At 59.2% G+C, this 26,268-nt stretch carries 23 protein-coding genes, 1 pseudogene and 3 riboswitches; of the genes and pseudogenes, 16 read left to right on the top strand and 8 right to left on the bottom strand.

Annotation, left to right across the window (positions count from 1 at the left end; all coding sequences use genetic code 11):
* Positions 1-7: 7 nt before the first annotated feature.
* Positions 8-1,339 carry an acyl-CoA dehydrogenase family protein gene (locus tag M2368_RS11950; protein WP_332488315.1) on the bottom strand — a complete coding sequence of 444 codons (1,332 nt, stop codon included), beginning with the start codon at positions 1,337-1,339 and terminating at the stop codon, positions 8-10.
* A 15-nt stretch (positions 1,340-1,354) separates the two neighbouring features.
* Positions 1,355-1,446, bottom strand: a riboswitch (SAM riboswitch).
* Between the two features lie 267 nt (positions 1,447-1,713).
* A riboswitch (SAM riboswitch) is annotated at positions 1,714-1,815 on the top strand.
* A 5-nt stretch (positions 1,816-1,820) separates the two neighbouring features.
* On the opposite strand from M2368_RS11950, the gene M2368_RS11945 reads away from it, so the two are divergent.
* From M2368_RS11945 to acs, 4 genes are all read left to right on the top strand, one after another.
* Entirely contained in the window at positions 1,821-2,642 is an 822-nt protein-coding gene (locus M2368_RS11945) for an ABC transporter ATP-binding protein (RefSeq protein WP_332488317.1), read from the top strand.
* Positions 2,643-2,727: 85 nt separating this feature from the next.
* Entirely contained in the window at positions 2,728-3,750 is a 1,023-nt protein-coding gene (locus tag M2368_RS11940; RefSeq protein ID WP_404598736.1) for an aliphatic sulfonate ABC transporter substrate-binding protein, read from the top strand.
* Positions 3,751-3,819: 69 nt separating this feature from the next.
* Positions 3,820-4,584 (top strand): ABC transporter permease, encoded by a 765-nt coding sequence (locus M2368_RS11935; RefSeq protein WP_404598735.1) that lies wholly within the window; start codon positions 3,820-3,822, stop codon positions 4,582-4,584.
* 76 nt (positions 4,585-4,660) lie between these two features.
* Positions 4,661-6,622, top strand: a complete 1,962-nt coding sequence (gene acs / locus M2368_RS11930) for an acetate--CoA ligase (protein ID WP_426735756.1) — start codon at positions 4,661-4,663, stop codon at positions 6,620-6,622.
* Positions 6,623-6,702: 80 nt separating this feature from the next.
* Here acs and M2368_RS11925 read toward each other — a convergent pair whose 3' ends face one another.
* Entirely contained in the window at positions 6,703-8,574 is a 1,872-nt protein-coding gene (locus tag M2368_RS11925; protein WP_404598733.1) for a BCCT family transporter, read from the bottom strand.
* A gap of 664 nt (positions 8,575-9,238) precedes the next feature.
* On the opposite strand from M2368_RS11925, the gene M2368_RS11920 reads away from it, so the two are divergent.
* The gene (locus M2368_RS11920; protein ID WP_105657951.1) at positions 9,239-9,667 is read left to right on the top strand and encodes a Fur family transcriptional regulator; all 429 of its coding nucleotides are present in this window, start codon (positions 9,239-9,241) and stop codon (positions 9,665-9,667) included.
* Between the two features lie 103 nt (positions 9,668-9,770).
* Entirely contained in the window at positions 9,771-11,954 is a 2,184-nt protein-coding gene (gene katG / locus M2368_RS11915) for a catalase/peroxidase HPI (RefSeq protein WP_332488326.1), read from the top strand.
* A 98-nt stretch (positions 11,955-12,052) separates the two neighbouring features.
* Here the strand turns inward: katG and M2368_RS11910 are convergent, their stop codons facing one another.
* From M2368_RS11910 to M2368_RS11900, 3 genes are all read right to left on the bottom strand, one after another.
* On the bottom strand, positions 12,053-12,682 hold the full coding sequence (locus tag M2368_RS11910) for a methylated-DNA--[protein]-cysteine S-methyltransferase (RefSeq protein ID WP_332488328.1): 630 nt from the start codon (positions 12,680-12,682) through the stop codon (positions 12,053-12,055).
* Positions 12,679-13,176, bottom strand: coding sequence for an RNA polymerase sigma factor (locus M2368_RS11905; protein WP_332595234.1), 498 nt, complete (start codon positions 13,174-13,176; stop codon positions 12,679-12,681). The genes M2368_RS11910 and M2368_RS11905 overlap by 4 nt, the downstream gene beginning before the upstream one ends.
* Before the next feature lie 112 nt (positions 13,177-13,288).
* Entirely contained in the window at positions 13,289-13,849 is a 561-nt protein-coding gene (locus M2368_RS11900) for a histidine phosphatase family protein (RefSeq protein WP_404598732.1), read from the bottom strand.
* Between the two features lie 111 nt (positions 13,850-13,960).
* Positions 13,961-14,055, top strand: a riboswitch (SAM riboswitch).
* A gap of 115 nt (positions 14,056-14,170) precedes the next feature.
* On the opposite strand from M2368_RS11900, the gene M2368_RS11895 reads away from it, so the two are divergent.
* The 5 genes from M2368_RS11895 to M2368_RS11875 all read left to right on the top strand — a co-directional run bounded on the left by M2368_RS11895 (position 14,171) and on the right by M2368_RS11875 (position 19,564).
* The gene (locus tag M2368_RS11895) at positions 14,171-15,544 is read left to right on the top strand and encodes an O-acetylhomoserine aminocarboxypropyltransferase/cysteine synthase family protein (RefSeq protein ID WP_133834308.1); all 1,374 of its coding nucleotides are present in this window, start codon (positions 14,171-14,173) and stop codon (positions 15,542-15,544) included.
* Positions 15,544-16,038 carry a CoA-binding protein gene (locus M2368_RS11890; RefSeq protein ID WP_105657946.1) on the top strand — a complete coding sequence of 165 codons (495 nt, stop codon included), beginning with the start codon at positions 15,544-15,546 and terminating at the stop codon, positions 16,036-16,038. Before M2368_RS11895 ends, M2368_RS11890 begins: the two co-directional genes overlap by 1 nt.
* Before the next feature lie 631 nt (positions 16,039-16,669).
* Positions 16,670-17,257 (top strand): DinB family protein, encoded by a 588-nt coding sequence (locus tag M2368_RS11885; RefSeq protein ID WP_404598730.1) that lies wholly within the window; start codon positions 16,670-16,672, stop codon positions 17,255-17,257.
* Positions 17,258-17,553: 296 nt separating this feature from the next.
* The gene (locus M2368_RS11880) at positions 17,554-18,300 is read left to right on the top strand and encodes a CPBP family intramembrane glutamic endopeptidase (protein WP_219844127.1); all 747 of its coding nucleotides are present in this window, start codon (positions 17,554-17,556) and stop codon (positions 18,298-18,300) included.
* A 994-nt stretch (positions 18,301-19,294) separates the two neighbouring features.
* On the top strand, positions 19,295-19,564 hold the full coding sequence (locus M2368_RS11875) for a hypothetical protein (RefSeq protein ID WP_404598727.1): 270 nt from the start codon (positions 19,295-19,297) through the stop codon (positions 19,562-19,564).
* Between the two features lie 231 nt (positions 19,565-19,795).
* On the opposite strand, the gene M2368_RS11870 is transcribed toward M2368_RS11875, so the two are convergent.
* Positions 19,796-20,416 (bottom strand): TetR family transcriptional regulator, encoded by a 621-nt coding sequence (locus M2368_RS11870; protein WP_105657943.1) that lies wholly within the window; start codon positions 20,414-20,416, stop codon positions 19,796-19,798.
* A 90-nt stretch (positions 20,417-20,506) separates the two neighbouring features.
* Here M2368_RS11870 and M2368_RS11865 point away from each other — a divergent pair, with 90 nt between their 5' ends.
* Positions 20,507-21,148, top strand: a complete 642-nt coding sequence (locus tag M2368_RS11865; RefSeq protein WP_105657942.1) for a hypothetical protein — start codon at positions 20,507-20,509, stop codon at positions 21,146-21,148.
* Positions 21,149-21,258: 110 nt separating this feature from the next.
* Here M2368_RS11865 and M2368_RS11860 read toward each other — a convergent pair whose 3' ends face one another.
* Both M2368_RS11860 and M2368_RS11855 read right to left on the bottom strand, forming a co-directional pair.
* Positions 21,259-21,477, bottom strand: a complete 219-nt coding sequence (locus tag M2368_RS11860; RefSeq protein ID WP_483561579.1) for a hypothetical protein — start codon at positions 21,475-21,477, stop codon at positions 21,259-21,261.
* Between the two features lie 26 nt (positions 21,478-21,503).
* A pseudogene (locus M2368_RS11855) lies at positions 21,504-22,579 on the bottom strand (IS3 family transposase); the annotation flags it as partial.
* A 111-nt stretch (positions 22,580-22,690) separates the two neighbouring features.
* Here M2368_RS11855 and M2368_RS11850 point away from each other — a divergent pair.
* The 4 genes from M2368_RS11850 (at position 22,691) to M2368_RS11835 (ending at position 26,258) form a co-directional block, all read left to right on the top strand.
* Positions 22,691-23,167 (top strand): GNAT family N-acetyltransferase, encoded by a 477-nt coding sequence (locus M2368_RS11850; RefSeq protein WP_404598723.1) that lies wholly within the window; start codon positions 22,691-22,693, stop codon positions 23,165-23,167.
* Positions 23,168-23,350: 183 nt separating this feature from the next.
* Positions 23,351-24,184 carry a helix-turn-helix transcriptional regulator gene (locus M2368_RS11845; RefSeq protein WP_105658009.1) on the top strand — a complete coding sequence of 278 codons (834 nt, stop codon included), beginning with the start codon at positions 23,351-23,353 and terminating at the stop codon, positions 24,182-24,184.
* A 117-nt stretch (positions 24,185-24,301) separates the two neighbouring features.
* The gene (locus M2368_RS11840; RefSeq protein WP_404598721.1) at positions 24,302-25,144 is read left to right on the top strand and encodes an ABC transporter ATP-binding protein; all 843 of its coding nucleotides are present in this window, start codon (positions 24,302-24,304) and stop codon (positions 25,142-25,144) included.
* Between the two features lie 250 nt (positions 25,145-25,394).
* Positions 25,395-26,258, top strand: coding sequence for an iron-siderophore ABC transporter substrate-binding protein (locus tag M2368_RS11835; RefSeq protein WP_498724533.1), 864 nt, complete (start codon positions 25,395-25,397; stop codon positions 26,256-26,258).
* Positions 26,259-26,268 lie beyond the last annotated feature (10 nt).

Here is a 26,268-nt window from a genome sequence, read left to right as displayed (position 1 = left end):
CAGGCCCTCAAGCCCGCTGGGTTGAATCTTCGCCGGTGACGGACAGCCGCTGCGGCTGGACCCCGTTGATCTCGTAGTCCCCGACGATGCGCGCCTTGTAGATCGCCGGGTTATGGGTGGCGATGGTGCGCGCATTGCGCCAGTGCCGGTCCAGGTTGCAGCCGCTTCTGGTGGACGAGGCTCCCAGTCCGTCGAAGAGCTTGCTGGTCACGCCGATGGCCAGTGGCTGCACCACGGTTTGCGCGCGGTTGGCGGCCAGCTCGCATACGGCGTAGCGTTCCTCGTCGTTCAGTCCCGGATCGCCCAGGGCCGCCTCGACTTCGAGTACCGCGCCGATCACCACGGAGTCGGCAGCGAAGGACTCCGCGGAAACTTCGCCCACCAGCTGGAGGACCTGGGGTTCCTGGTATACCGGCACCCCGGTTCCGGTGGTGAAGATGCGGGTGCGCGCCTGCACCGCGTGACGCAGGTCGTTCAATGCGGCGCGGGCGATGCCCGCCTGCACGGCCATGAGAACCAGCTGGAAGATCGCCGCTTCGGAGTCATTGGTCTGCTGCGGCATGAAGCAATCCACCGGGACCTGGTGGAATTCGGTGGTGCCGGTTCCGGTGAGGCCCTGGCCGAACCCATCCCAGTCGTCGAGGATCTTGACGCCGCTGCGCTGGGTGGAGACCACGGCGATCTGGCGGCCGGCGAGCTCCGGGTGGGCCACGGCAACGGTGGTCCAGTCGGCAAAAATGGTGCCGGTGCAGTAGTACTTTTCACCGTCGATCACCCAGCGCCCGTCCACGGTGCTGGCCTTGGTGTTCAAGGTGCCCAGGGCGTTGCCACCGCGTTCGGTGTAGGCGTTGCCGATAATCTGCCCAGCAGCGATGCGAGCGACCCACTTCTTGCGCAGCTCTTCGTCCTCCAGCGCCAAGACGTTCTCGACGAATGCGATATGCGCACGCCACAGCTGGCCTACGTGGGAGTCCGCCTCGGACAGCTCGATGAGCAGACGGAAGACATCCACCAGCCGTGCGCCGTAGCCCCCGTCGGCAACGGAAAGGCGCAGCGCACCGAAACGCTCGCGATTCAGCAGGCCTACCTGCTCGAAAGGAAGCACGCGGTTCAAGTCGCGGTCCTTGGCTGTCGCGGCGATCTGCGCAAAAACGGGACGGAAAATTTCGGCCAGCCGGTCGTATTGCTCATCCGCACTTGGTCCGGGGGTGATTTTCAGCAATTGCCTGGTCGGCAGCTGTTCTTCAAACTTGTCCAGGTCCATTGTGGTGGCCTGCGAAGGGTCACTGAGCTGGTTGAAGTCCAGTCCGAGGGCATTGTGCGATTCACCAATAGGCATCAGGGTTCTCAATTCTTTCCATCGGTCCTGGCGGTAGCACCGTCCCGCTATTGGGGTGGTTGCTGCGGCGTCGTGGAGCCAGATCTCTCAGCCGCTCTGGATGGGTCGTAATTCATTTGTAACGGTAATAAACCGGCGTTTCCAACCCGCGAAGTCACATTTCGTCCCAGTGCCGGCAGTGCCCATCTTCAAATTTCACAGCCTAATCCGCGTCCTGCCGAAGATGAGTTGCAAAGTTTTGCTTAATGTCGAGCAAACCGGCCTGCAATAAAATAAATAACGAAATTTCTGGGCAATGTGACGTAGTTGTCGAAGATTTTTTCATATTACGCAAGATTTGCGTTCAAATCGTTCGACTCGTTGTAATGGACACGTAACCATCCCGAGCGGCCGAGAGATCTGGCTCCACGACGCCGCAGCAACCACCTTTGGAGTTTTGCTCTGCAGGCCGGTGCTACCGCCAGGAACGATGGAGATGAACATGACTCTTTCCTTTGCAGCGCCCGAGGCAGCTCCCGTTGCCTCAGCTTCAAGCGCCCTGGACGTGCAGTTCAGCAACGTGTCGCGAACCTTCACCACCAAGATGGAAAGCCGCACCGTTCTGACCGATATCAACCTGCAAATTCCAGCAGGTCAAGTCGTGGCCATTCTTGGAGCCAGCGGTTGCGGAAAATCCACGCTGCTGCGTTCAGTATCGGGCTTGGACCACCCCACCACCGGCACCATCCGCACCGGCACCCGCGAGGTCACCGGCATCAACGAGTTATGCGCCGTTGCCTTCCAGGAGCCCCGGCTGCTGCCATGGCGCTCGGTTCGCCAGAACATTGCACTGGGCCTGGCACCGGAAACCGATAAGCGCGCCGGCAACTCGCTGATCGATGAGTTGATCGAGCTGACCGGTCTGAGCCATGCAGCCAGCTTGCGCCCACGCGAGATCTCCGGAGGCATGGCGCAACGGGTTTCGCTGGCTCGCGCGCTGGCTCGGCGCCCGGGTGTATTGCTTCTTGATGAACCCTTCGGCGCCCTCGATGCGCTGACACGCTTGAAGATGCAGGATCTGCTGCTCTCGATTCACGCATCGTTCCCCACCACTGTTCTCATGGTGACCCATGATGTGGACGAGGCGTTGACTTTGGCTGACCGCGTGATTGTTCTGGGGCGAGGCGCTGGGCATAGTGCAGCGGGCGTCATCGAGGATCTGTCCATCTCAGCTGTGCATCCACGCCGGCATACCGATGAAAAGTTCGTTGCAGATCGCCTGCACCTATTGCGCCTGCTCGGCGTCGACCCAACCAACCATTAGTCCCGGCCACGCCGTGGGTCCCGAACCATTCGTCCCCTTTGCCTTTTCACCTACACCGCTTGCACGCACAATTCTAGGATTCTCCATGCTTTTGAACCGTCTCACCCGCCGCACTGCATTGTCCGCCGCCGCCTTGATCGTTGGCGCAGTTGCCCTGACCGGCTGTGCTGGCGAAAACGCTACAGCCTCCTCGGATGGTCAGACCCTGTCCATCGACTTTGCCACTTACAACCCGCTGAGCCTGGTACTCAAGGAAAAGGGATGGTTGGAAGCAGCCGCCAAGGAGCAGGGCGTAAATGTCGAATGGATCCAGTCCGCTGGTTCCAACAAGGCCAATGAAGCTCTTCGCGCCGACGCAATCGATGTTGGTTCCACAGCCGGTTCCGCTGCGCTCCTGAACCGTTCGAACGGTGCACCCATCAAGACCATCGCACTGTATTCGCAGCCGGAATGGGCGGCCCTGGTAGTGGATAAGGACTCGAAAATCGAGTCCGTTGAAGATCTCGCTGGCAAGACCGTGGCCGCTACAAAGGGCACCGACCCATACTTCTTCCTGCTGCAGGCGCTGGAATCCGCGGGCTTGAGTGAAGCTGACATCAAGCTGCAGAACCTCCAGCATGCCGATGGACGTACCGCCCTGGCCAACGGCTCGGTTGATGCCTGGAGCGGTTTGGATCCGATCATGGCCGCTGCCGAAAAAGACGGCGCGCAACTGGTTTACCGGAACTTGGATTTCAACACCTACGGTGCGCTGAACGCTCGCGAAGACTTCATTGAGCAGAGCCCCGAACTCGCCCAGCTCGTTGTCGATGCCTACGAAAAGGCTCGTGGCTGGGCAGCTGACAATCCCGAGGAAACCGCAGAAATCCTGGCCGACGTAGCAGGGCTCGAACCAGGAGTTGCTGCCACCGTCATTGAGGAACGCTCCAATCTGGACGTTCCGGCAGTTCCCGACGCCAAATTCACTGGAGTCCTGAGCAAGATTGCTCCCACGCTGGTCGCTAGCGGCGATGTCTCGGAGCAGGAATCCGTTGATGAAGCTCTGGAAACCCTCATCGATGACCAGTTTGCCGTCAAGGCAGACGCAACAAAGATCTCCGGAGAGTAACCAGCCATGAGTCCCTCTAACGTGGCTGGAACCCGCGGAAGCCAAACACCTGCCAAGCAGAAGGCCAGCATGGCCGCAACGATCCTGCGTGCCCCGAAATGGCTGCTTGCGCTGGTCTTGCCGCTGACCACCCTGGCTGTGTGGCAATTTGTCACCGTTACCGGAATCGTTGCTCCGTGGACACTGCCAACTCCGGGTTCAGTGGTTTCTGCTGCCATTGAGCTCTTCCAGGATGGCGAACTCGGAAAGCACATCGGCATCTCCACTCAGCGTGTTCTTCTCGGTTTCGCCTTCGGATCATTGCTGGGCTTGGCGCTGGGTGCGCTTGTCGGACTGTCCAAATTGGCAGATGCATTTCTGGGACTGAGCATCAGCGCCCTGCGTGCAGTCCCTTCCTTGGCTTGGGTTCCGCTGCTGGTGCTCTGGATGAAAATGGGTGAAGATTCCAAGGTCACACTCGTGATCATTGGTGCCTTCTTCCCGGTCTTTACCACCGTCGCCTTGGCGTTGCGCCATGTCGATGCCCACCTGGTCGAAGCAGCCCGCTCCTTCGGGTTGAAGGGATTGAAGCTGCTGCGCACCGTCCAGCTGCCCGCAGTGGTCCCTTCGATCTTCTCCGGCCTGCGTTTGGCACTAGCCCAAGCTTGGCTCTTCCTGGTCGCAGCCGAACTCCTCGGCGCGTCAATGGGCCTTGGCTTCTTGCTCACCGACTCGCAGAACAACGGCCGATTGGACCGCCTGATCATGACCATCGTGCTGCTGGCCGTCTTTGGAAAGATCACCGATGCCCTGCTGTCGATAGCAGAACGCTGGGCTATCAAGCGCTGGACCTGAAACCGGACCCGCTAATACCCGCTAGTACCCGCTAGTACCCGCTGACAAAGCTACCCCTCACCAAAGAAAGTTTGCGATGACCACCGAATTGGCAACAACCTCAACTCAAGTTTCAGAGGCAGCACGCCAGGAATTCTGGGACGAAGCGGCGAACCTCTTGGATTGGGACATCCCGTGGCACACCACCAGCCGCATCATTCCGGCCGATCCGGATGCCAAGCGCGGACCGGAAATTTCTTGGTACCTCGGCGGCAAGCTGAACGCCGCAGTGAACTGCGCCGACCGCCATGTAGCTGCGGGACGCGGGCAGAAGGTCGCACTGTATTTCGAAGGCGAGCCCGGAGACCGGGTAGCCGTCACCTACAAGAATTTGCAGGAGCGGGTCTCCCAGGCAGCCAACGCCTTGGAATCCCTGGGTGTGGTGAAGGGCGACCGCGTGGTCATTTACCTGCCGGTGCTCATTGAAACAATTGTCATCACCTTGGCTTGCGCCCGCATCGGCGCCATCCACTCGCTGGTCTTCGGCGGGTTCTCCGCCGAAGCGCTGAGGTTCCGCGTGGAGGACACCAAGGCAAAGGTCCTGGTCACCACCGACGGCCAGTTCCGCCGCGGCACTTCGGTTCCGGTCAAAGGCAACGCCGATGCGGCCGTTGCCGGCGAGAACGAAATCGAAAAGGTCCTGGTTATCCGCCGCACCGGCGACGAAATCCCGTGGACCGAAGGCCGCGACATCTGGTGGCATGAGGTGGTTGATACCCAGTCCACCGAGCACCACGCGCAGGCATTCGATGCGGAAACACCGCTGTTCATCATGTACACCTCGGGAACCACCGGCCAGCCGAAGGGCTTGGTGCACACCACCGGCGGGTACCTGACGCAGGCGGCCACCAGCTACAACCTGCTGTTCGCCAACCCGGACGAATCCCAGCGCGCCAAGGACGTGCACTGGTGCACCGCCGACCTCGCCTGGGTCACCGCGCATACCTACGAGATCTACGGCCCGTTGGCCAATGGCGTCACCCAGGTAATCTACGAGGGCGTCCCCAACGCCCCGCACCCGGGCCGCCACTTCGAGGTCATTGAACGCTACAAGGTCACCAGCTACTACACCGCTCCCACATTGGTCCGCTCGTTGATGGGCTGGTTCCCGGACGGCATCCCCGCTCAATACGATCTGTCCTCGGTGAAGATCGGCGGCACTGTGGGTGAAGCCGTCAATCCCGAGGCATGGAAATGGTTCCGCCAGCAGATCGGCCGGGACAGCGAAGCAGGACTGCCGATGGTTGACACCTGGTGGCAGTCCGAATCCGGCGCGACCGTGCTTTCCCCCCTGCCGACCGATGGACATTTCAAGCCAGGCTGCGCCGCACGCGCGCTGCCGGGCATCTCGGTGGACATTGTTGACGATGGCGGCCTGAGCGTGCCGGCCAACCAGCAGGGCAATATTGTCATCACGCGCACTGGCCCGTCGATGGCCCGTACCGTATGGGGCAACCCGACGCGCTACTACACCAGCTACTGGGAACAATACGTAGAGCAGGGCTGGTTCTTGGCTGGCGACGGTGCCCGCTTCGATGAGGACGGCGATATCTACATCCTGGGCCGCACCGACGACGTGATCAATATTTCCGGCCATCGGCTTTCCACCATTGAAATCGAATCGGCATTGGTCACCCACCCCGGCGTGGTGGAAGCCGGCGTCTGCCCCACCCCGGATTCCAAGACCGGACACGCTGCAACTGCCTTCGTGGTACCGCTGGACAAGACCCTGGTTGCCGAGTCGCCTGACGAGCAGCTCGTTGCACGGCAGGCCGAATTCATTGCTGAACTCCGCAATACCGTCGCGGTGCAGATCGGCCCGATTGCCAAGCCGCGGGAAATCGTCTTGGTTCCAGATGTGCCCAAGACCCGTTCGGGCAAGATCATGCGCCGCCTGCTCACCCAGCTGTTCGAGGGCACCACGCTCGGCGACACAACGAGCCTGCAGAATGAGCCGTGCATTCCGGAGATCAACGCGATCTGCCGCGCGCGCGGCTAATCGCTGCTCCCAGGCCCCTTGGGGTTAAACAAATGAAGCTTCTTCCCCGGCGGGGGAAGAAGCTTCATTTGATTTGCCGGTTAGGAATCCCCGGTCGTTGGCTTCTGGCTCTGGCCATCGGCCGCAGTGTTCTTGCCGTCCTGCACCGGGTCAGCGGCGGCTTCGGTGGCGAAGAGCTTCCCTTCGGAGGCCTTGCCCTCGGCACTGACCAAAGGAATTTCGGTGGTCATCAAGCTGAACTGGCTGCCCTCATGGCGGTCAACCGCTTGGCCCACGGACTGCTCCAGGACCTTTCGAGCCACCTTGCCGCGAAGCACCAGCGGATCCTTGCTCAGGTCCTTCCACAACGCCACGCAGAGCAGGAGCATCACAATCACGAATGGCAGCGCCGAAACAATGGTGATGTTCTTCAGCCCGGTCAATGCCTCCGCCGGATGATCGCCGCCAGCCAGCAGCATCACCGCGGCCACAGCGCCGGTGGCCACGCCCCAGAAGATCACGGCCTTCTTGGATGGCTCTTCAGCGCCGCGTTCGCTGAGCGCACCCATCACGATCGAGGCCGAGTCTGCGCCGGTCACGAAGAAGATTGCAATCAGCAGCACGGTGACGACCATCAGCACGGTAGCCATCCAGCCCGACAGCGGGAGGCGCCCAAGCATGTCGAAGAGGATCAAATCGAAGTCGATATCTGGTACGCCGTCAACAATGCTGGCCAGCTTTTCCCCGGTTTCCCCGGAGCGTTCAGCGCGTTCCTGAATACCGATTGCGCCACCGCCGAAGATTGCAAACCAAATCAGGGTGACACTGGATGGAACGAGCAGCACGCCGGTGACGAACTGGCGAATAGTGCGGCCACGGGAAATGCGGGCGATGAACAAGCCTACGAATGGGCTCCAAGAGATCCACCATGCCCAGTAGAAGACAGTCCACGAGGACAGCCAATCAGACATTGCGCCATCGCCGGCAGCCGTACGCGAAGCCATCTCCGGCAAGTCGCCGATGAAAGCGCCAATGGCATTGGGAATGACGTTCAGGATGAACAGAGTTGGGCCGCCAATGAAAACGATCAATGCGATGATCAATGCCAATACCATGTTGGTGTTGGACAACCACTGGATACCTCGCTCGATGCCGGAAACGGCAGAAGCGACAAACAATGCCGTCAGAATGCCAATGATGATAACCAGAACGCCGGAGCCGACCTTCTCCATCATCCCGGTGGCCTGGATGCCGCCGCCAATCTGCAATGCGCCCAGACCCAGCGAACAAGCCGAGCCGAAGAGGGTGGCGATGATGGCCAGGATATTGATGGTGCGCCCGCCCCAACCATGGATGGCGCGGTCGCCGAAGATCGAGCTGAACATGGCTGAGAAAAGCTGGGGGCGTCCCAGCCGGAAGCTGCCGTAAGCCATGCCCAAACCAACGATGGCGTACATGGCCCATGGGAATAGGGTCCAGTGGAAGAGCGTGGTGCCCATGGCGGTGCTCAGGGCATCACTGGTGGAACCTTCCACCGTTCCCGGAGGAGGCGACATGTAGAAGTACAGCGGCTCGCCTACGCCGTAGAAGACCAAGCCGATGCCCATGCCGGTTGCGAACATCATCGAGATCCACGAGACCGTGGAGAACTTTGGCGTCTCGCCGTCCTTGCCCAGCGGGATGCGTCCGAAGTTCTTGGCCGCTACGACGATGGCGAAGACCGCGAAAACCGCGGCAGCGATGACAAAAAGCCAGCCAGTGTTGGTGATAACCCAATCAAGGGCCGCACTGGAGGCCTTGCCCAGCCCTTCCGGGGTAGCGAAACCCCAAATGATAAATGCCAGCGCTAGAACGCCGGCAATTCCGAATACCCAGTAATCCGTACCGGAAAGTGAGTACTTCTTAGGTCGTCTGTGACGAACTGAATGCAGTTCCTCGACGAGGTCTACGATTGATTGATCCGTCTGCTTCATTGCGTTCTTCCTTCACTGGTGAGATCCCGCGGAGAAGATCCGGGCGGAATCTGCCGAGCCATCGCCTCTCGAGTAAACGATCGCCATGCAGTGTGATTGATTGCGAATTGCTTTTCGGGTGTCGGTCCGTTGTGTCTAAATCTAGCGTTGGAGCAGCCTGAAAGAAACAGCTATTCTCCGCTGATATCCCGCGAATTATTTCTGCGAGTTGACCCGATTTAGCACGAATTTGACACGATAAATCCCAAAATGGGCCTTTTCCAGCATGGTCGACATCTCATCAAGGGTCAAATCTGTTCCTTGATTTCTCGCCATTTTCGGACCTCCGCCGCCCCAGGATCACGTTGTTTACGCTGGCATCACCATCTATGTGAGCTTCCTCGCCCCATGGAGTTTTCCACTCCTTGCCCCCGCGAAATCATCAAATGACCGGAAATATTCTTGGAGTCAAAATCGCTCATTATTGCCTTTCCTATTCCTGGTGAAATCTCTATGATTCCGCAATTTTTCTCCCCGGAAGCACGTCATGCCTGAACATGTCGGTTACGGAATACTTACTAATGAGCCATTGATCCAACCAGCGAACCGGGGTCCACCAACTTTTAACGTGAAATACACTGAAACTTATCTTGACTGATTCAAAATAAGCAGGCATGCTGGGTACATGACATCACAGGCAGGGATCGAGCAGGTGCTGAAGGCGGCATCGATGCGGGTCACGCAACCGCGCGTTGCGGTACTTTCCGCCGTCGCAGCGCACCCGCACGCGGATACCGAAACCATCATTTCGGCTGTCCGTGAAGATCACCCCAATGTGTCGCACCAAGCTGTCTACGATTCACTCAGGCTCTTCACGAAGCTGGGTGTCATTCGGCAGATACAGCCACAGGGCCATACCGCCCGCTATGAAGCCCGCGTTGGCGACAATCACCACCATGTGGTGTGCCGCCAGTGTGGAAAGCTGGCGGACGTCGACTGCGCTGTCGGCGGCGCCCCGTGCCTGCATGCTTCCAATGACCACGGGTTCAGCATTGATGAAGCCGAAGTGATCTATTGGGGCACCTGCCCGGGTTGCCAGGCTGCGAACGCATAGTTGCTGTCTAAGTAAACCCCTAGATTTGCCATCGTCATCAGCGCAGCTGCTGTGCGATGGATAAAACCAGATAAACCCTAAACAATCCGGAAGGAAAGAGCACATGTCTGAGATGACTGCAGGTCAGTGCCCAGTAGTTGGCGGCGCGGGTCGAATTCACCCTACCCAGGGCAATGCCAACACCGAATGGTGGCCGAATAAGCTGAATCTGAGGATTCTGGCCAAGAACCAGCAGGTTTCCAACCCGCTGGACGAGAACTTCGACTACATTGAAGCCTTCAATGCCCTCGACTTGTCGGCAGTAAAAGCCGACCTGACCGAAATCATGACCCAGTCGCACGACTGGTGGCCAGCAGACTTCGGCCACTACGGCCCGTTCTTCATCCGCATGGCTTGGCACTCCGCAGGCACCTACCGCTCGCACGACGGCCGTGGCGGCGGCGGCGCAGGCCAGCAGCGCTTCGCTCCGCTGAACTCGTGGCCTGACAACGTTTCGCTGGACAAGGCTCGCCGCCTGCTGTGGCCAGTGAAGAAGAAGTACGGCCAGTCGATTTCCTGGGCCGACCTTATCCTGCTGGCTGGCAATGTGGCTCTGGAAGACATGGGCTTCGAGACCTTCGGTTTCGCCGGCGGCCGCAAGGACGTTTGGGAAGCAGATGACGATGTCTACTGGGGCCCTGAAAAGGTCTGGCTGGACAGCGAACGCTACACCGGCAAGCGAGACCTGGATGCTCCTCTGGCAGCAGTGCAGATGGGCCTGATCTACGTGAATCCTGAGGGTCCTGACGGAAATCCGGATCCGCTGGCCTCGGCCGTAGACATCCGCGAAACCTTCCGCCGCATGGGCATGAACGACGAGGAGACCGTCGCGCTGATCGCCGGTGGCCACACCTTCGGCAAGACCCACGGCGCGCATGCCGATGACAAGATCGGCCCGGATCCAGAAGCAGCTCCGCTCGAAATGCAGGGACTGGGCTGGAAGAACGGCCACGGCACCGGCAAGGGCGCGGACACCGTCTCCTCGGGTCTTGAAGTCACCTGGACCTACCACCCAACCCGCTGGGACAACGAGTTCTTCCACATCCTCTTCGCCTACGAATGGGAACTGTTCGAATCCCCAGCAGGCGCCAAGCAGTGGCGCCCGGTCAACAATGGCGGAGCCGGCTTGGTCCAGCCTGCATTCGAGACCTTGGAACACCGCGAGCCACGCATGCTTACCAGCGACCTGGCCCTGCGCTTCGACCCGGTCTACGGCCCGATCTCCAAGAACTTCAAGGAGAACCCAGACCAGTTCGCAGACGCCTTCGCCCGCGCATGGTTCAAGCTGACCCACCGTGACATGGGCCCGAAGTCCCGCTACTTCGGCCCAGAGGTTCCTGCTGAGGACCTGCTCTGGCAGGATCCACTGCCAGCAGCTCCGCAGACCACCTTGGGTGCAACTGAAGTTGCCGCACTTAAAGCCCTGATCAACGATTCGGGACTGACCGTCCAGCAGCTGGTATCCACGGCTTGGAAGGCCGCTTCGACCTTCCGCAGCTCGGATAAGCGCGGCGGCGTCAACGGCGGCCGCATCCGCCTGGAACCACAGGTCTCCTGGAGCGTGAACCAGCCTGAACAGCTCAAGCCGGTAATTGCCAAGCTGGAAGAGATTGTTGACAACTTCAACGCCACTTCCGGGATCAAGGCTTCCTTCGCGGACGTCGTTGTCCTAGCCGGCAACGTCGGAGTCGAGCAGGCAGCCCTGGCAGCTGGCCAGCAGGTCGAGGTTCCATTCACCCCGGGCCGCGTAGACGCAACCCAGGAGCAAACCGACGTTGACCAGTTCGCATGGCTGGAACCAGTTTCCGACGGATTCCGCAACTACGACTCGGGCTTCGTCAAGCTGCCTAGCGAGTACTTGCTGATCGACCGCGCGAATCTGCTGGGCCTCTCGGCACCGGAAGCTACCGTACTGCTCGGTGGACTGCGCGTCATCGGCAATAACTGGGACGGCTCCAACTTGGGCGTCTTCACCGACACCCCAGGCGCGTTGACCAACGACTTCTTCGCGAACCTGCTGGAGCTGGGGTTGGAATGGACCCCGTCCGCTGACGAACAGACCTACACCACCACCGATGGCCGCTGGACCGGTAGCCGCGTGGATCTGGTCTTCGGTGCCAACTCCGAGCTGCGTGCACTGGCCGAGGTTTACGCTTCGGATGATGCCAAGGAGAAGTTCGTCAATGACTTCGCCTCCGCTTGGGCCAAGCTCATGGACGCAGATCGCTTCGAACTGCGCAGCAAGTAGCAGCTGCTGGGCTGCAAGCCCGTAGCAATTAGTGCTGGGCTGCTGCTTCCCGCAAGGGAGGCAGCAGCCCAGCACTTGTTTCATGCGGGAACTGCCCGTCAGAACAGCGTCGCGGCGCCGCTGGCGAAGTCCGGGTTCTCCAGCTTCAGCAGCTCGGACTTGGCTTCCAAGCCTCCCAGGTAGCCGCCCAATGAACCATCGGTGCGCAGCACCCGATGGCAGGGCAGCACGATGGGAATCGGGTTGGTGGCGCAGGCTGAACCGACGGCCCGCACCGCTTTCGGCTTGCCGATCTGCTGCGCCAGCTGGGCGTAGCTCAGGGTACGCCCGTAATCGATATGACCCAGCTCCAGCTGCACCTGGCGGCGGAACTCGGTGGAGAGCTGCAAGTCCACCGGAAGATCGAAGCCATGCCGCTGGCCCGCGAAATACTCATCCAGTTGCCGGACGGCACCATCCAAGCTCGACTTGTCGCGCAGGATCCGCGGGCTGAGCCTTTCCGAGAGCACCTCCAGAATCCGGTCATGGCCTTCGGATTCAAAAGCGACCCGGACCAGCCCGGCATCGGTACTGGCCAGCAGCAAGGCCCCCACGGGGCTATCGACCACGCGATAGGCAACATCAACAAGTTCCCGTGCACGGGCCCGTTCAACGAGCCGGTCCTGCAGCGAGTCGAGGACTTGCGCTTCAGCGGCCGTAGCCTGCTGCCGATAATTTTTTCCGTTCATGGCTGCTCCCGCCATAGTTCTTGGTCATCCATCCGGGCCCGCAGATTCTTGATCCCATCGGCGCCCGAACGCCGGGCGGCAGCTTCGGTGCCGGAAAGGATTCCGGCAATTTGCGCGTAGCTCATTCCGCCCAGGTAGCGGTAGGCCACCACCTGCCGCTGCTTGCCAGGAAGCTGGTTCACCTCATGCCACAGCTGCAGGTTTTCCAACTGCAGATCCGGCCGTTGGGCCGATGGGGCCAGGCTGTCCACGTCTTGGCCGATGAGGATTTCCGGCTTGTTCCTGCGCAACTCGTCAATGGCTTTGTTCCGGGCAATACGCACTAGCCATGCCAGGACATTGGCGTCCTCCGGCAGTTGCGGGTACGCCTTGAGCGCGGCAAGGAACGTTTCGGACCAGGCGTCTTGCGCGCGATGCTCATCAAGCAGGGCACGGCAAACGCGCAGGACGTTCAGTCCATAGTCCTGGACTATCCGCTCGAACGGTGCTTGCATGGCTCTCCTGGAATTTTGCGCCTTCATGGCTTCTCACCATGTAAACGTACGAGGAGACCATTTTGTGAGGCGTGAACGAAAAAAATTCCTTCACGCAGATACCCATGGATTCCTAGAATGCCACCAGATCCAATTCGCTGGCGATCTGCTCAAGGCGGATCAATTCCAGGTGGAGCATTTCGCCATTTTCCACGCCTTGGGGATCCGTGGTTCCGGCCAATGCGTCGCGGATGGTGCGCATGGTGGCCCCATGGCTGACAATCATGACCTTGCGCCCGGCATGCCTGCTGGCCAAGTCCAGCAGCGCTGGCACCGTACGGCTCAAGATCTGGGCACGCGGCTCACGCAGGTCCTTGGCAGCAGCCGATTCCGCTTCGCTGACCTCGGCCATGATCCGGCCTTCCAGCGGGCCGAAGCCGCGTTCAATGAGTTCCGGAACGGCGTTCCCCGTCTCGGCCCCGATCTGCTGGGCAATCAGCGAGGCAGTTTCCCGGGCACGTTCCAAGGGCGAAGCAAGTACCAGCGACCAGTTCTGGCCGATCAGCTGGCGCCCGACCTCGCGAGCTTGTTCGCGCCCGGTATCGTTCAACGGGATATCGGTACGCCCCTGCAGGCGCCCTGCAAGGTTCCAATCGGTCTGCCCATGTCGCACCAGTGCCAGCGAAGTATCCATGACTCCAGCCTAACCGGGGTAATAGTTATCGAAGAATCTCCGATAACAGCTCCAATACGCAACGTTACGACTCATAGTTGGGTCACGAACGGTCATGTTGCGAAGATTATTACACCATCCCGAGCGGCTGAGAGATCTGGTTCGATGACGCCGCAGCAACCTGCCACATCCGGTGGTTACGGTGCTACCGCCAGAAACGATGCAGCCGCCTACCCGTTGGACCACAGCAGGAAGCGACATTGATTCCGGGATTCCTGCCTCGATCGCGGCCCGCCCTGCGGTGCCCGCGAAACCCCAATCGACAAGGAGTCGTAAGCCACCATGGCAGATCACAAGTTTGGATTCCGCACCCGCGCATTGCATGCCGGAGGCACCCCCGATGCCGAGCATGGCTCACGCGCAGTGCCGATCTACCAGACCACTTCGTTCGTCTTCAAGGACGCTGACGATGCGGCCAACCTCTTTGCCCTGCAGAAGTACGGCAACATCTACTCGCGTATCGGCAACCCGACCGTGGCGGCTTTCGAAGAGCGCATGGCTTCGCTGGAAGGCGGCATCGGAGCGGTAGCCACCGGCTCGGGCATGGCCGCGGAATTCGTCACCTTCGCGGCCTTGGCCCAGGCAGGCGACCACATTGTGGCTTCATCGAAGCTCTATGGCGGCACCATCACCCAGCTCGATGTCTCGCTGCGCCGCTTCGGCATCAACACCACTTTCATCGACTCCAATGATCCCGCCGACTTCGAAGCGGCGATCCAGGAAAACACCAAGGCCGTCTACACCGAGGTGGTGGCCAACCCGTCCGGCGACATCGCTGACCTGAAGGGCCTGGCCGAGGTGGCGCACCGCCACAATCTCCCGCTGGTAGTCGATTCGACGCTCACTCCCCCGTACATCCTGCGCCCTATCGAGCACGGCGCGGACATCGTGATCCACTCGGCCACCAAGTTCATCGGCGGGCACGGCACCACCCTGGGCGGCGTGGTCATCGAGTCGGGCAAGTTCAACTGGGGCAATGGCAAGTTCCCCACCATGACCGAACCGGTTGCCAGCTACGGCAACGTCTCCTGGTGGGACAACTTCGGCGAGTACGGCTTCCTGACCAAGCTGCGCAGCGAACAGCTGCGCGACTTCGGACCGGCTCTGCCGGCCCAGTCCGCATTCCAGCTGTTGCAGGGCCTGGAGACCTTGCCGCAGCGCATGGACAACCACCTGTCCAACGCGAAGCAGGTCGCTGCCTGGTTGCAGGCCGATGAGCGCGTGACCTACGTGAACTATGCCGGCCTGGAATCCCACCCGCAGCACGCGCAGGCCAAGGAGCTGCTGCCCATGGGCGTCGGCTCGGTCTTCAGCTTCGGGGTGAAGGGCGGGCGCGAAGCCGGCTCGAAGTTCATCGAAGCCCTGCAGCTGGCCAGCCACCTGGCCAACATCGGCGATGCCCGCACCCTGGTGCTGCACCCGGCCTCCACCACCCACCAGCAGCTGAGCGCCGAGCAGCTGGTCTCCGCTGGCGTGCCAGAAGATCTGATCCGGCTGTCGGTAGGACTGGAAGATGTCGAGGACATCCTCTGGGATCTGGACCAGGCGCTGGCCGCTTCGCAGGAAGCGATTGCCGCTTCCGCCGCAGGGTTCGAGGCTCCGGCCTATGACGGTTCCGCCTGCGCATTGCCAACCGCTTCGAAGGGAGCAATCTAATGACTGCCGTTGATACCGCTTGGGAAGGCCCTGGAGCCGCACAGCGCCTGGAGATCCTGCGCGACACCAAGTCCATCGCCATTGTCGGTGCCTCGAACAAGCCATCGCGCGCCAGCTATTTCGTGGCTACCTACCTGCTCTCCTCCTCCAAGTACAAGGTGTATTTCATCAACCCGGTACTCGATGAGATCCTGGGCCAGCCGGTGTACAAGTCGCTGGCCGATCTGCCGGAGACCCCGGATCTGGTCGAGGTTTTCCGCAAGCACGATGACCTGCCTACCGTGCTGGACGAGGCCCTGGCCGTAGGCGCGAAGACCCTGTGGCTGCAGCTGGGATCCTGGCATGAGGAAGTGGCCCGGCGCGCCGAGGCCGCGGGCATGAATGTGGTCATGGACCGCTGCGTGAAGATCGAGCACGCCCGCTTCCACGGCGGCCTGCGCCTGGCTGGATTCAATACCGGCGTCATTTCCTCCAAGCGCCAGGTACTTGCCTAGGGAGTCCAAGATTCCAGGAAATGGGTGCATGCAACATTGCGTTGCATGCACCCATTTTTGCCGTCGCTACCGGAGCTCTTCTTCGGGAGCTGTGCGTACTAGGCCACCTGCCCAGGGGCATTGCTGAGTTTTGCGGCTCGGCGGACTGCTCACGACAACGACCGGCCGGCTACGGCCAGTTATTAGAAACCATCTGGTGCCAGCTCTCCAGGTGTCCGGCACTCGGCCCGAGAACCGCAATCGCAAATAGCCCTTGAATTACTCGTTGGTATCCTCCCACCGCCTTGCCTAGCAGCAACGGCTGCTTTGCAATGCATTTGCATGGGCTGGAGAAAATGGGACGCGGCAAGATCTTTTGGAGGCCGGAGGTACTGGCGACTGGCAATTGCCTAGCCAGATGAACTCGAAATTTCGGCGGACCCGTACGTTGCTTCCTATGCATGCCCTTCACGAAAACGCTATCGATCGCTCACCCGGATATGCCCCCTTGCCCGAATTAGGCGAATGCCTCTCCGTGGGAACCTGCGGTGCGACTGCCGTTTATTTCCCGTCAAACAAGCCGGGCGGAATCTTGGGCATTCGGTCCAGCATCCTTCGGGGCATGACCCCTGCGCGGCATTAGACTCAGCACATGGCAATTGGCAATAGCGGCACTGGGGCCCATCTACGCGAATATCTGAATGATGCCCGCGAAGCAATCTTGTGGAAATGCGAAGGCTTGAGCGACACCCAAGCGCGTACGCCCTTGGCACCCACAGGAACCCATGTCATGGGGTTGCTGCTTCACCTAGCCGTCACCGAATCAGAGTATCTCGTCGGATGCCTCGGACAGAAAATTGAGAATCCCATTATCCGAGACATTTCCGAAGACGAAGACGCCCAGGCCGACTTCCGCCCGCCACCGAACATGACCTTAGCTGATGCCATGAATATCTACCGCGAGGCAACCACCGCTGCCGACGTAGTTTTGGATTATTTGGATCTGGATTCCCCTGCCGTTGTTCCCTGGTGGGGAACGCATCGGCATACGACAGTGGAACGTCTCCTGATTCATATGATCGCCGAGTCTCATCGCCATGCAGGACACATGGATATCGTACGCGAGCAATTGGACGGTTTCGTCGGGTTACGCCCCTCAGCACCCAACATTCCAGATCTGACGCCCGCGCAGTGGGAAGAACAACGCCTGCGCATAAAAGAAATAGCCGACAACGCCTAGCGCATCATCTACTTTCTAAGCCTGTCAGAGGCCAGAGATACCCAAGAAGAAGTTGATGGATCGCTCGGTATGCCCGCGTCACGCAGATGATTTTCAGATTGGACCGCTGACAACTCCCTGATTGTCCGCTACGTTTATAGGCCGAGACCCGCGGCTGACCGTGACGAATTAGCTGTTCTTGACTGCAATGCTCGACTAACGGAGGCACCCCCACGATGACAGGGCCTGAACCGAAAACCGCACAAGAGCAACGGATACCGCTACCACTCTGGTCGGTTCTAGTTCGCATCGCTTTCATGATCGGAGTCCTAGTAGGTACGCTTCTGCTCGCGGTGGCACTTAACAACTCGACCGACCCGACCGCACACGGAACCCTCTGGACGCGCATCCTGAGCGGCTTCGCCATTTCTGGCCTCGTGATCGCCGTCCTTGTGATCCTCGTTCGCTGGTCAGGGCGACGTTCTCTCAGCGCTGCCGGCTTCACGACAGCCTCCGGCGATCTGCGAGCGTTTGCCCTGGGCATCGCCTCGTGGTCTGTACCTGCGGTCGCCACTTTCTTTGTTCTCAGGCTACTTGGCAATCCGTTACAGATTCCCGTGGCCGCCGCCGAATTTTGGCTTGTATTCGGCCTGATCTTTTTCGCGGTGCTCTTAACTGAGGCGATTCCCGAAGAGCTTGTGTTTCGCGGCTACGTGTCCGCGGTTCTTGCAGAACGTCTGCCATCGTGGTGGGTCATCGGCGTGCAGACTGCACTCTTCGTTGCTACTGCGGTCTTCCTCCGTGGCGGAGTCAGCCCACTCGACGTATCACTGTTCGCGGCCATGGGAATTGTACTGGGCTACGTTCGACTCGTCACTGGCAGCGTGTGGACCGCTGTCGGCATCCACGTCGCTTTTCAAAGCGCATCCCAACTCGTCTTCACCCATGGCATCATCGAATTCGGCGGTTCACCGGAACTCGCCATGATCGCTCTCGGCGGGGTGCCATTCACAGCGGCCGCTATCCTGGTCTCAGTACTTGACGTCCGGAAAACCCGCGACTGAGGAACCAACCTCCGGCGCGACTGTACCTAAGCTATAGACGAAACTGGGCGGATCCATATTTGAATCTCCCCTATTCCCCTCTCGAGAAAATATCTGGCGTAGGTACTTTGAATGGGCTTCATCCCGGATGTTCTTCATCGGATGATCACTTCTAGTACGTGAATATTGAGCCGGGCTTGCGTCCCACTCAGTACGTTCGGTCTCCGAGCTGCATCTTTCCGGGGACGGATAGCATTGCGATAAGCCCGCCACTCCACCCTCACATTAGGAGCTACCTTCAAGGATTCCCCGACCAAGCTAACGAGATGCACTTGCATATTAGCCCAAGCTCACGGAACCTACAGCAAAATCCAAGACATTCTCAACGCGGGGCCCGAATTGATGATCTCTACATTTATCAGGAGTTATTTGATGCGCTGGACCGACGGCCCGGGTTGGATGAAGCACTCGACTTGTTCCACCCAATGATGCTCTGGTGATCACCAACTTGTATCGGCTGGGATGCTCTACTTTAAAAAGCTCGAACTCGCCGACGAGCTGCTCGAACGCACCACCAGTCTTAGCACCAAGCGGCGAAGAAAGCTTTGGCGGATGCCCCCTATTACGAGTGTACCGGCTGGCCTCAGCCCGTCCCACGCTGCTCTGGCAGAATCCATCCTTTTGGCAGAGTGATATCCGAGGAGAAAAGGAATGCACAAAGGACTGTTGAATGTCAGCCAACTCGCCCGAATGCATTCAGGCACGGAGAGCGGCATGAATGGATCCGGGAATTTTGTCCTGACGCAAATCACTCGCGAAGCTGCCTGGGATTCCTGTCGAATTCAAGGCATTCTCGCCCCGGGCCTTTGCCGTACCGACGCCTTGCTCCTTAGTACGGTTTCCCGTCAGCTGAGGCCGCACAGATGGCGAATCACGGAGGACAGACTCGAGTCGTACGCTGCTTCGGTTGCGCGTATCTCCCACCATCAATCCGGCATAACCCCAGCCGCTTGCATTGGAAGATCCGGCCTGGTGGTGGACTACGCTCTCGTACGTTACTGGCGAAGTGCGCGCGGCCAAGCTGGCCGAGCAGTTCGCTTCTGGCTCTCATGACCCCGGTGCTGAGACCAGTTGCTATTTCGACTCGGCAGGCCAGGACCTCTCGGCCGGCCTGCTGCTGGCTGCGGCTTTGGATCACCGGGCCATTGCCCACGTGTACACGTGGCTGGCTCGTCCCACCGATGACACGGCGGTGGGGGCCTCGGCAAACTTGGTTTCCGGTTGACCTCCGATCCGGCGGCTGATGTGATCGAGGCTCCCGCAAAGCGTCGTGGCGGCGTGCCTGGCGCGGCGCGGCTGATACACGGCCGTATTCCAACGCTCAACAGCCTGCAATCAAAGTCGGCAGTCCTGGCCTTGCCAAGCTCCGACACTTGCCAGAACCTGGCCGGAGGCATGCGCCTTCACGCCGGAAGCTCCGCTTGCTGACGATTAAGTATTCCCGCACTGGAGCCGCTTAAGCCGCATTCCATGCGGTCGTCACTGCGTGTACGGCAAGACGGAGCGTTTCCGCTTCAGCTTCAACCCGTACCGCTTCGGAGGGCAGAGCACGCTCCGTCATGAGGCCGCTGATTACGGTCGCGAGGAATCGTGCCCGCTGCTCAATCTGGCCGGCGGGAATTGCGTCTTCCTCAATAAGCGCACCCAACCACCGCTCCACACGATGACGCCCCATCCGCTCGAGCGCGAGGTAGGTTCTCGTCTCATCTTCGGACGGTGCGGAGGCTACGTACGCGTCATACAAGAATCCCCATTGCTCCCGGGCGCGATCGCCGGCACCGAACTGCGCGAGGAGCAGCCGCAAACATGCGGTCAGGCGCTCGGCCGGCATGAGAGCCCGATCGTTGATCGGATCGTCGGGAATGTCGACGTCGTAGATTCCGGCGACGACAGTGTCGACGAGGGCACGCTGCGTGGGGAAGAAATGCCGCAGCGAACCCGTACTCACTTCAGCGCGAGCGGCGACCGCCCGAACACTCAAGCGCGCGGTTGGATCCTCGCCGAGCATCGTCGCCGCAGCGATCAGGATCTTCTCACGCGTGCCCACTTCTCTCGATGCATCAGGCTGGCTGCCCATGGCGTCCTCTCGTTACAAAACTATTACAGTGTGCTAGTCTATCCCATTATTGACTATTACGGCGTACTAGTCTGGAAGCGAGGACGGAAAATGAAGTTCAAAAGGTGGTTGAACCATCGCGTGCGTGCCGGATCCGGCGAGCCGGTGAAGCGCTTGCGCTGGTGGCAGATATTCAGCAGGTCCTTGCGCACCATCGCCCTACCCTCTCCCGATGGGACAGCATCCACCTACACGGTTGATGTCCGCCACGGCGGCGACATGGCTGATGGCGTGATCAGGGCCCGCCTCTATGTGAATGGATCGTTGCACTCGTACTCGAAGATGCCCGCGCGCTTCCCAGTCCCAGGCGGCCACATCGAAGTCGCTGCCAACGGCTTCGGACTCAAGCGCTGCCACTATATGCCTGCAGGCGGCAGCGAACTGCAGCTGGCCCCAGATCCCGCATCCGCGGAAGGGTGCCGTGCCAGACTGCATCACAGGCATCCGGGCCTGAGCCGATTCATCGGCATCGTCTCGACCGCGCTGGTCCTCGCCGGCCTGTGCATCACGGTGCCTCAGATCCTTGAATCGATATCCCAGTTTCCTCCCATCGCCGATTCGATAGGCACCTTCACTTCTCCTGTGCAACTCCCGCTCCAGGGCAACCTTTTCATCGGATTCGCGGCCGTCCTTGGCAGCACGGAACGTGCCTTGCGGATGCGATCGAGCTGGATCGACGAACTCGCCAGCTAAGCCCGCGAAAGGAAAACAACTATGCCGAACGCCGCCTCAAACTGGCTCCTCCAAATCGACGAACCGATATCAGCTTCCCGTGTTCCGCCCGCCGCCGAATACCACCGCGTCTACGCGGGCGAAAAACGCAGGATCCCGCGCGGGATCCTCGCGATCGCCTGATTCTCGTGGGCTTTGCAGGTTTCGCGCAGCTGTCCCTCATCGGCGCCCGTCATATCGACACCGAAATCCTCGGGCGTGCCGGCTTCACGCCGCTCCAACAGGTCGCCGGCTCTCTCTCCCTGGCCTTGCTCACCCCTTACGGTGAGCTGGTCAAGTTTTTGGGACACGAACTTTGATCTTTTTGTACATTTCCTCAAGCCGTCAAAGCTAGAGGATCCCTTTCCTGATACGAGTCCAGAACCGCCTGGGGGCTAACTCCGCCATTTGCCGTATACGGGCGCTTCCGGTTGTACCAAACCGCGATGCACTCCTTCACTGCGGCACACGCAACCACCCTGCTGCTGAAGAACCTGTGGTGGAACATTTCCTTCTTGATCGTCAAGAAGGCTGACTCGGCGACGGAATTATCCCAGGGACACCCCGGCGCGTCCCGTCGACTACTGCACCCTGTGCGCAGCACACCACCTCTGGAACGCGCCGAGGTACATTGGGGCCTCGGTCTGAATGGAACACACTACCAAACTGGATGAACGCCTGCGACGCAGCAAGCCCCCTCGCGTCAATGGCCAACTACGTTTACATGTTCTTACCCATTGACCAGCCCACGATCTGTCGCGAATTCAAATCGATCACCGTCGCCAAATACAACCAGCCTTCACCGGCGCGCAGGCAGGCAATATCGCCTAACAGTTTCGCCGCAAGCCGCGAGGAGCGGAAGTCACGCATGCCGAGATCGTCGACCCTATGGTTTTCTATACGCACCGTCCGGGATTGGCGCTCACGCACGGTCGTGGTTTTGAAGGCGCTCATCCGCCTGGCCCGGATTCTCAGCTCTTTCATGAGCGACATCACCGTGGATGTCGAGATGTCTTCCTCATGGTTTTTGCGGATCAAATCCACTGATTGTCCGCCACCGGCGACCTGGTTGGACGCCTCACACTCGTCCTGGAGCAGTTTCGTGCGGTGTGCTCGCAGGACTTAGGCTTCGCTCAGCTCTTGGCAGGCGTTCAGACATCGGTAGTGACTGCCCCTGGAATTCTGGGTTTCCTGCCCATCCAGTTCACTGGATACTCGCCTATGTGGGCTTCGATGAAGTCTAAGACCGCGCTTACTCCTTACTGTTCGAGGCGCGATAGGCTCCGACAACTTTTATGAAGTCGTTCTCCCGTTTCACCTTCAACAGTTCTTTGCGCAGGTTCTCGTTGTGGACCGTTTCACTGGGCCGTGTTCTTCGGTTTCCGCTATGGGACGCTCGGCGCGGTCGGCGCGGGATTCTGAGCGCTCATTGACCTCTATTTGAAATAAGAGCGCCATAGGTAGGTCTAGTACTGTTTAATGCATTTAAGAGTTTTTTAAATTTACGACATCGAAAGGCTTTGGATGTCGCGCTCACAATCAATTACCCTGCGTCCATTTCGCAGCGCAGACACCGAATTCTTTGCCAGCATGGCCTCGGATGAACGTGTAGCTCGTTTTATTGGGTATGGGGAGCCATGGGACCGGCAAACCATCAACGCCTGCGTTAAGCAATCCCTCCAACATGAACCACTCGACACTGTGGGGGGCTCTCGATGGTTCCTAGCTACTGAAGCAAATGCAGCAGTGGGCCTCGTGTTTTGCACCCGGCAGGAAAGTTGCGTGGAGGTCGGTTACTGGGTATCTCCAGATCAATGGGGGCGAGGAGTTGGTGGAGCCGTGCTCGATAGCACCCTGATTTCAATTCCCAAGATATACGGAATTACGAAAATCAGTGCCCGCGTAGCTCCGGCTAACACTGCTTCAACCCGACTGCTCACCAGTCGAGGATTCAGACTGGAAAAACGTGATGACATGCTTGAGTACTACACACTGGAATAGCCTTCTGTGGGTAACCGAACGCAGCCTAGATTCCTGATTGAACCAGTTGGGGGTGAAATGTATTTGGTTTAGTAGCCGATCCGTAGAATTTTGGCACGCGATTATTGAACCGTTCTTCAAGGGGTTCGGTAGATCTAACATGAAACCTGCTATGTCATGCTGAATACTTTCTATACTGCAAATATGACTTCCCCTCCTACCTCGACCATCGGGCTTGGTACTTGGTCCCGTGAACCAGGTACTGCTCTAGTGCAAGCAACTGCCTTGCCTAGCGATGCGACCTCATCATTTGTGATTCTGAGCGAAACGCACACCATTGAGGTCTCTACGGAGTGGGAGCCTCATTCGCACCTGGCCCATGAGCTCTTATGGACCCAAGATGGGACACTCACCGCTCAAATCGAAGGACAGATTTTTACGGTCTCCGAGGGTCATGGTCTGTGGATTCCGTCCGGAGCGCTGCACGGTGGACGCCTGACCGCACATGTAGAACTTTTCAGCGCGTTCTTTTCCCCTGAACGAACCACCACCCCATTCAGTACCCCTACAGTGATCGACATGAAACCGTTGCTTAAGTCGTTGCTGGTCCATTTATCCAGTCGGGAACTGAGCCAAGAAGCCAGAGCGCGTGCGGAGGCTGTAGTTTTCGACGTACTCAAACCATCAGCTCATCAGCTAGCGCTGCGCTTGCCCGATGACCCTCGTATCCATGGCATTGCCAACCGTCTACTAGCCAACCCTGCGGATAACCGATCTCTCGAGCGATGGGCGGTAGATGCTGGAATCAGCTCACGAACCATCACGCGAGTCTTCCGCGAAGCAACCGGCTTATCCTTTGCCCAGTGGCGTCAAGCGGTGAAAATTCATCGCGCCCTGGAGCTGCTCACCAACGGTGAAGGCGTCCAAGACATCTCTGAAATGCTGGGCTACGCGCAGCCGAGTACTTTTATCGACGCTTTTCGACGCACCATGGGCTCCACACCTGGCACATTCACCTTAGCAAATGTGAATAGGTGACCGAAAAGCCGGATGCACTGTCAGAAATCATCGATTGCTGACATCGATTAGTTAACTTAGACTTACCTAAGTGAAAATACCTATTCAAATCGGACGTATTCAATCCGTTCCTTACGCATGCTAGACGTGGCGTCCGGAGCAGCATCCGCCGCAGCCGGAACGATGCTCGCCCACGAGGTAGTGCTGCGCTACGGCAAAAGCACTGTAGTGGACGGTGCTTCCATCCGTTTATCCCCGGGTGAAGTCACCGCACTCATTGGACCCAATGGCAGCGGGAAATCCACACTTCTCCGTTCCATGGCAAGGTTGCATGAGCGCGCCGCGGGGGTGATCACGCTCTCCAATTCTCACGGGGAGGCCCGCGAAATTAGCACGCTGAATGGACGAACATTCGCCCACGAAGTTACGCTCTTCGCGCAGTCCCACGCCACCCCGGAAGGGTTAGCCGTGGCAGATATCGTCGCCTTCGGTCGCCATCCATATCGGCGCGGTATCTCGGGGCTATCCGATGCGGATCATGCGGCGATTGCCTCGGCCATGGAACTGACTGGCACTACCTCGATGTCCCGGAAGGCAGCTGGGGAACTATCCGGTGGAGAACTTCAACGTGTCTGGTTGGCCGTGTGCTTGGCACAGCAAACCAATGTGGTGCTTCTCGACGAGCCGACCAATCACCTCGACTTGAGATATCAGGTCGAGACCCTAGATCTGGTCCATGATCTAGCCCGTCAAGATCGGCTAGCCATCGGCATCGTCCTGCATGACCTGAATCAAGCCGCCGCGTTGGCTGATCGGCTGGTGCTGATGAAACACGGCCGGGTATACGTCTCAGGAACCCCCGCTGAGGTCCTCACCGCAGATAACCTCTCGGAGGTCTATGAGATCCCTGTGCAGGTCCTCTCTGATAAGCAGAATGGATTGTTGCGCATCGAACCGGTTAGCCGCCACCGGATGAGCTAACCACTTTCTTTCTACCACCGAAACATATAATTACAAGGGAAAACCTATGCCTACACTCGCTCGAAATGCAGTCACTTCAGCGGCCGCTCTAGCACTGTTGTTCTCAGCCACCGCTTGCGGTACCACGGACATTAGCAGCGCTGGTGCCGAACGGAGCCCCGCTGCCGCATCCGCAAGTTGCGCGAATGACACCACCGCCACTAGCACAGATCCGGTATCTATGACCGATGATCTGGGCCGCACACTTGAATTGGATAAACCAGCCGAGCGCGTGGTGGTGCTCGAATGGCAGGAAATTGAAGATGTACTAACCTTGTGCGTCACTCCGGTGGGCGTCGCTTCCCCAGATGGATATAGCACCTACGTCACTGCAGAGGAGCTGCCTGAGGGTGTTGCTTCGGTGGGTGAACGTGGCGAGCCAGATCTGGATTCGATCTACGCGCTGGACCCCGACTTAATCATCGTGGACGCTTTTAGTGAAGAAGACCCCGTGCTGTCGCAGCTTGATAAGGGCGACGTTCCCGTATTGGCGGTCAAGGGCAACGATTCTGCGGATCCCATCGGCAACATGAAAAAAGTCTTCTCACAGGTCGCCGAAGCCACCGGCCGCACCGAGCGTGCTGCGTTAGTGCTCAACGAATTCGACGCCCACTTGGCGCAGAAAAAACAGGAAGTCTCCGAGGTGAAGTTGGAAACCACCGACTTCCTCTTCTTCGACGGTTGGGTTGACGGCTCCAACCTGACGATTCGCCCATACACTGACGGGGCTCTGTTCACAGAGCTTGGCAAGGAACTGGGCCTGAGCCCAGCTTGGAACGATGACATCAACAAGTCCTTCGGATCCGGCGGCGTGAACAAAGAATACGGGCTGGCCCAGACGGACATAGAAGGCCTAGCGGGCGTTGGCGACGTCAACCTGTTCTACTCCAACGACGCAGGCACCGGGTGGACCACCGAGCTGGAATCCAGCGAGATCTGGAACAACTTGACCGCAGTCAAGGAAGGCCGGACCTTCCAGTTCCCAAACATCTGGGGTGCCGGCGGGCCGAAATCCACCAGTCAAGCGGTAGATGCCTTCACCGATGCACTGACCTCCGCCTCGGAAGCCAAGTAGCGTACAACTG

Source organism: Arthrobacter sp. JUb119, assembly GCF_024807995.1.
Lineage (GTDB): Bacteria > Actinomycetota > Actinomycetes > Actinomycetales > Micrococcaceae > Glutamicibacter.
Note: the sequence above shows the minus strand (reverse complement) of the source record. Positions and strands in the feature narration are given on the sequence as shown.

What these genes read in the sequence shown, in the direction of transcription:
- M2368_RS11950 (WP_332488315.1), bottom strand. Translation starts at nt 1,339, where the DNA reads ATGCCTATTGGTGAATCGCACAATGCCCTCGGACTGGACTTCAACCAG.
- M2368_RS11945 (WP_332488317.1), top strand. Translation starts at nt 1,821, where the DNA reads ATGACTCTTTCCTTTGCAGCGCCCGAGGCAGCTCCCGTTGCCTCAGCT.
- M2368_RS11940 (WP_404598736.1), top strand. Translation starts at nt 2,728, where the DNA reads ATGCTTTTGAACCGTCTCACCCGCCGCACTGCATTGTCCGCCGCCGCC.
- M2368_RS11935 (WP_404598735.1), top strand. Translation starts at nt 3,820, where the DNA reads ATGGCCGCAACGATCCTGCGTGCCCCGAAATGGCTGCTTGCGCTGGTC.
- acs (WP_426735756.1), top strand. Translation starts at nt 4,661, where the DNA reads ATGACCACCGAATTGGCAACAACCTCAACTCAAGTTTCAGAGGCAGCA.
- M2368_RS11925 (WP_404598733.1), bottom strand. Translation starts at nt 8,574, where the DNA reads ATGAAGCAGACGGATCAATCAATCGTAGACCTCGTCGAGGAACTGCAT.
- M2368_RS11920 (WP_105657951.1), top strand. Translation starts at nt 9,239, where the DNA reads ATGACATCACAGGCAGGGATCGAGCAGGTGCTGAAGGCGGCATCGATG.
- katG (WP_332488326.1), top strand. Translation starts at nt 9,771, where the DNA reads ATGTCTGAGATGACTGCAGGTCAGTGCCCAGTAGTTGGCGGCGCGGGT.
- M2368_RS11910 (WP_332488328.1), bottom strand. Translation starts at nt 12,682, where the DNA reads ATGAACGGAAAAAATTATCGGCAGCAGGCTACGGCCGCTGAAGCGCAA.
- M2368_RS11905 (WP_332595234.1), bottom strand. Translation starts at nt 13,176, where the DNA reads ATGCAAGCACCGTTCGAGCGGATAGTCCAGGACTATGGACTGAACGTC.
- M2368_RS11900 (WP_404598732.1), bottom strand. Translation starts at nt 13,849, where the DNA reads ATGGATACTTCGCTGGCACTGGTGCGACATGGGCAGACCGATTGGAAC.
- M2368_RS11895 (WP_133834308.1), top strand. Translation starts at nt 14,171, where the DNA reads ATGGCAGATCACAAGTTTGGATTCCGCACCCGCGCATTGCATGCCGGA.
- M2368_RS11890 (WP_105657946.1), top strand. Translation starts at nt 15,544, where the DNA reads ATGACTGCCGTTGATACCGCTTGGGAAGGCCCTGGAGCCGCACAGCGC.
- M2368_RS11885 (WP_404598730.1), top strand. Translation starts at nt 16,670, where the DNA reads ATGGCAATTGGCAATAGCGGCACTGGGGCCCATCTACGCGAATATCTG.
- M2368_RS11880 (WP_219844127.1), top strand. Translation starts at nt 17,554, where the DNA reads ATGATCGGAGTCCTAGTAGGTACGCTTCTGCTCGCGGTGGCACTTAAC.
- M2368_RS11870 (WP_105657943.1), bottom strand. Translation starts at nt 20,416, where the DNA reads ATGGGCAGCCAGCCTGATGCATCGAGAGAAGTGGGCACGCGTGAGAAG.
- M2368_RS11865 (WP_105657942.1), top strand. Translation starts at nt 20,507, where the DNA reads ATGAAGTTCAAAAGGTGGTTGAACCATCGCGTGCGTGCCGGATCCGGC.
- M2368_RS11850 (WP_404598723.1), top strand. Translation starts at nt 22,691, where the DNA reads ATGTCGCGCTCACAATCAATTACCCTGCGTCCATTTCGCAGCGCAGAC.
- M2368_RS11845 (WP_105658009.1), top strand. Translation starts at nt 23,351, where the DNA reads ATGACTTCCCCTCCTACCTCGACCATCGGGCTTGGTACTTGGTCCCGT.
- M2368_RS11840 (WP_404598721.1), top strand. Translation starts at nt 24,302, where the DNA reads ATGCTAGACGTGGCGTCCGGAGCAGCATCCGCCGCAGCCGGAACGATG.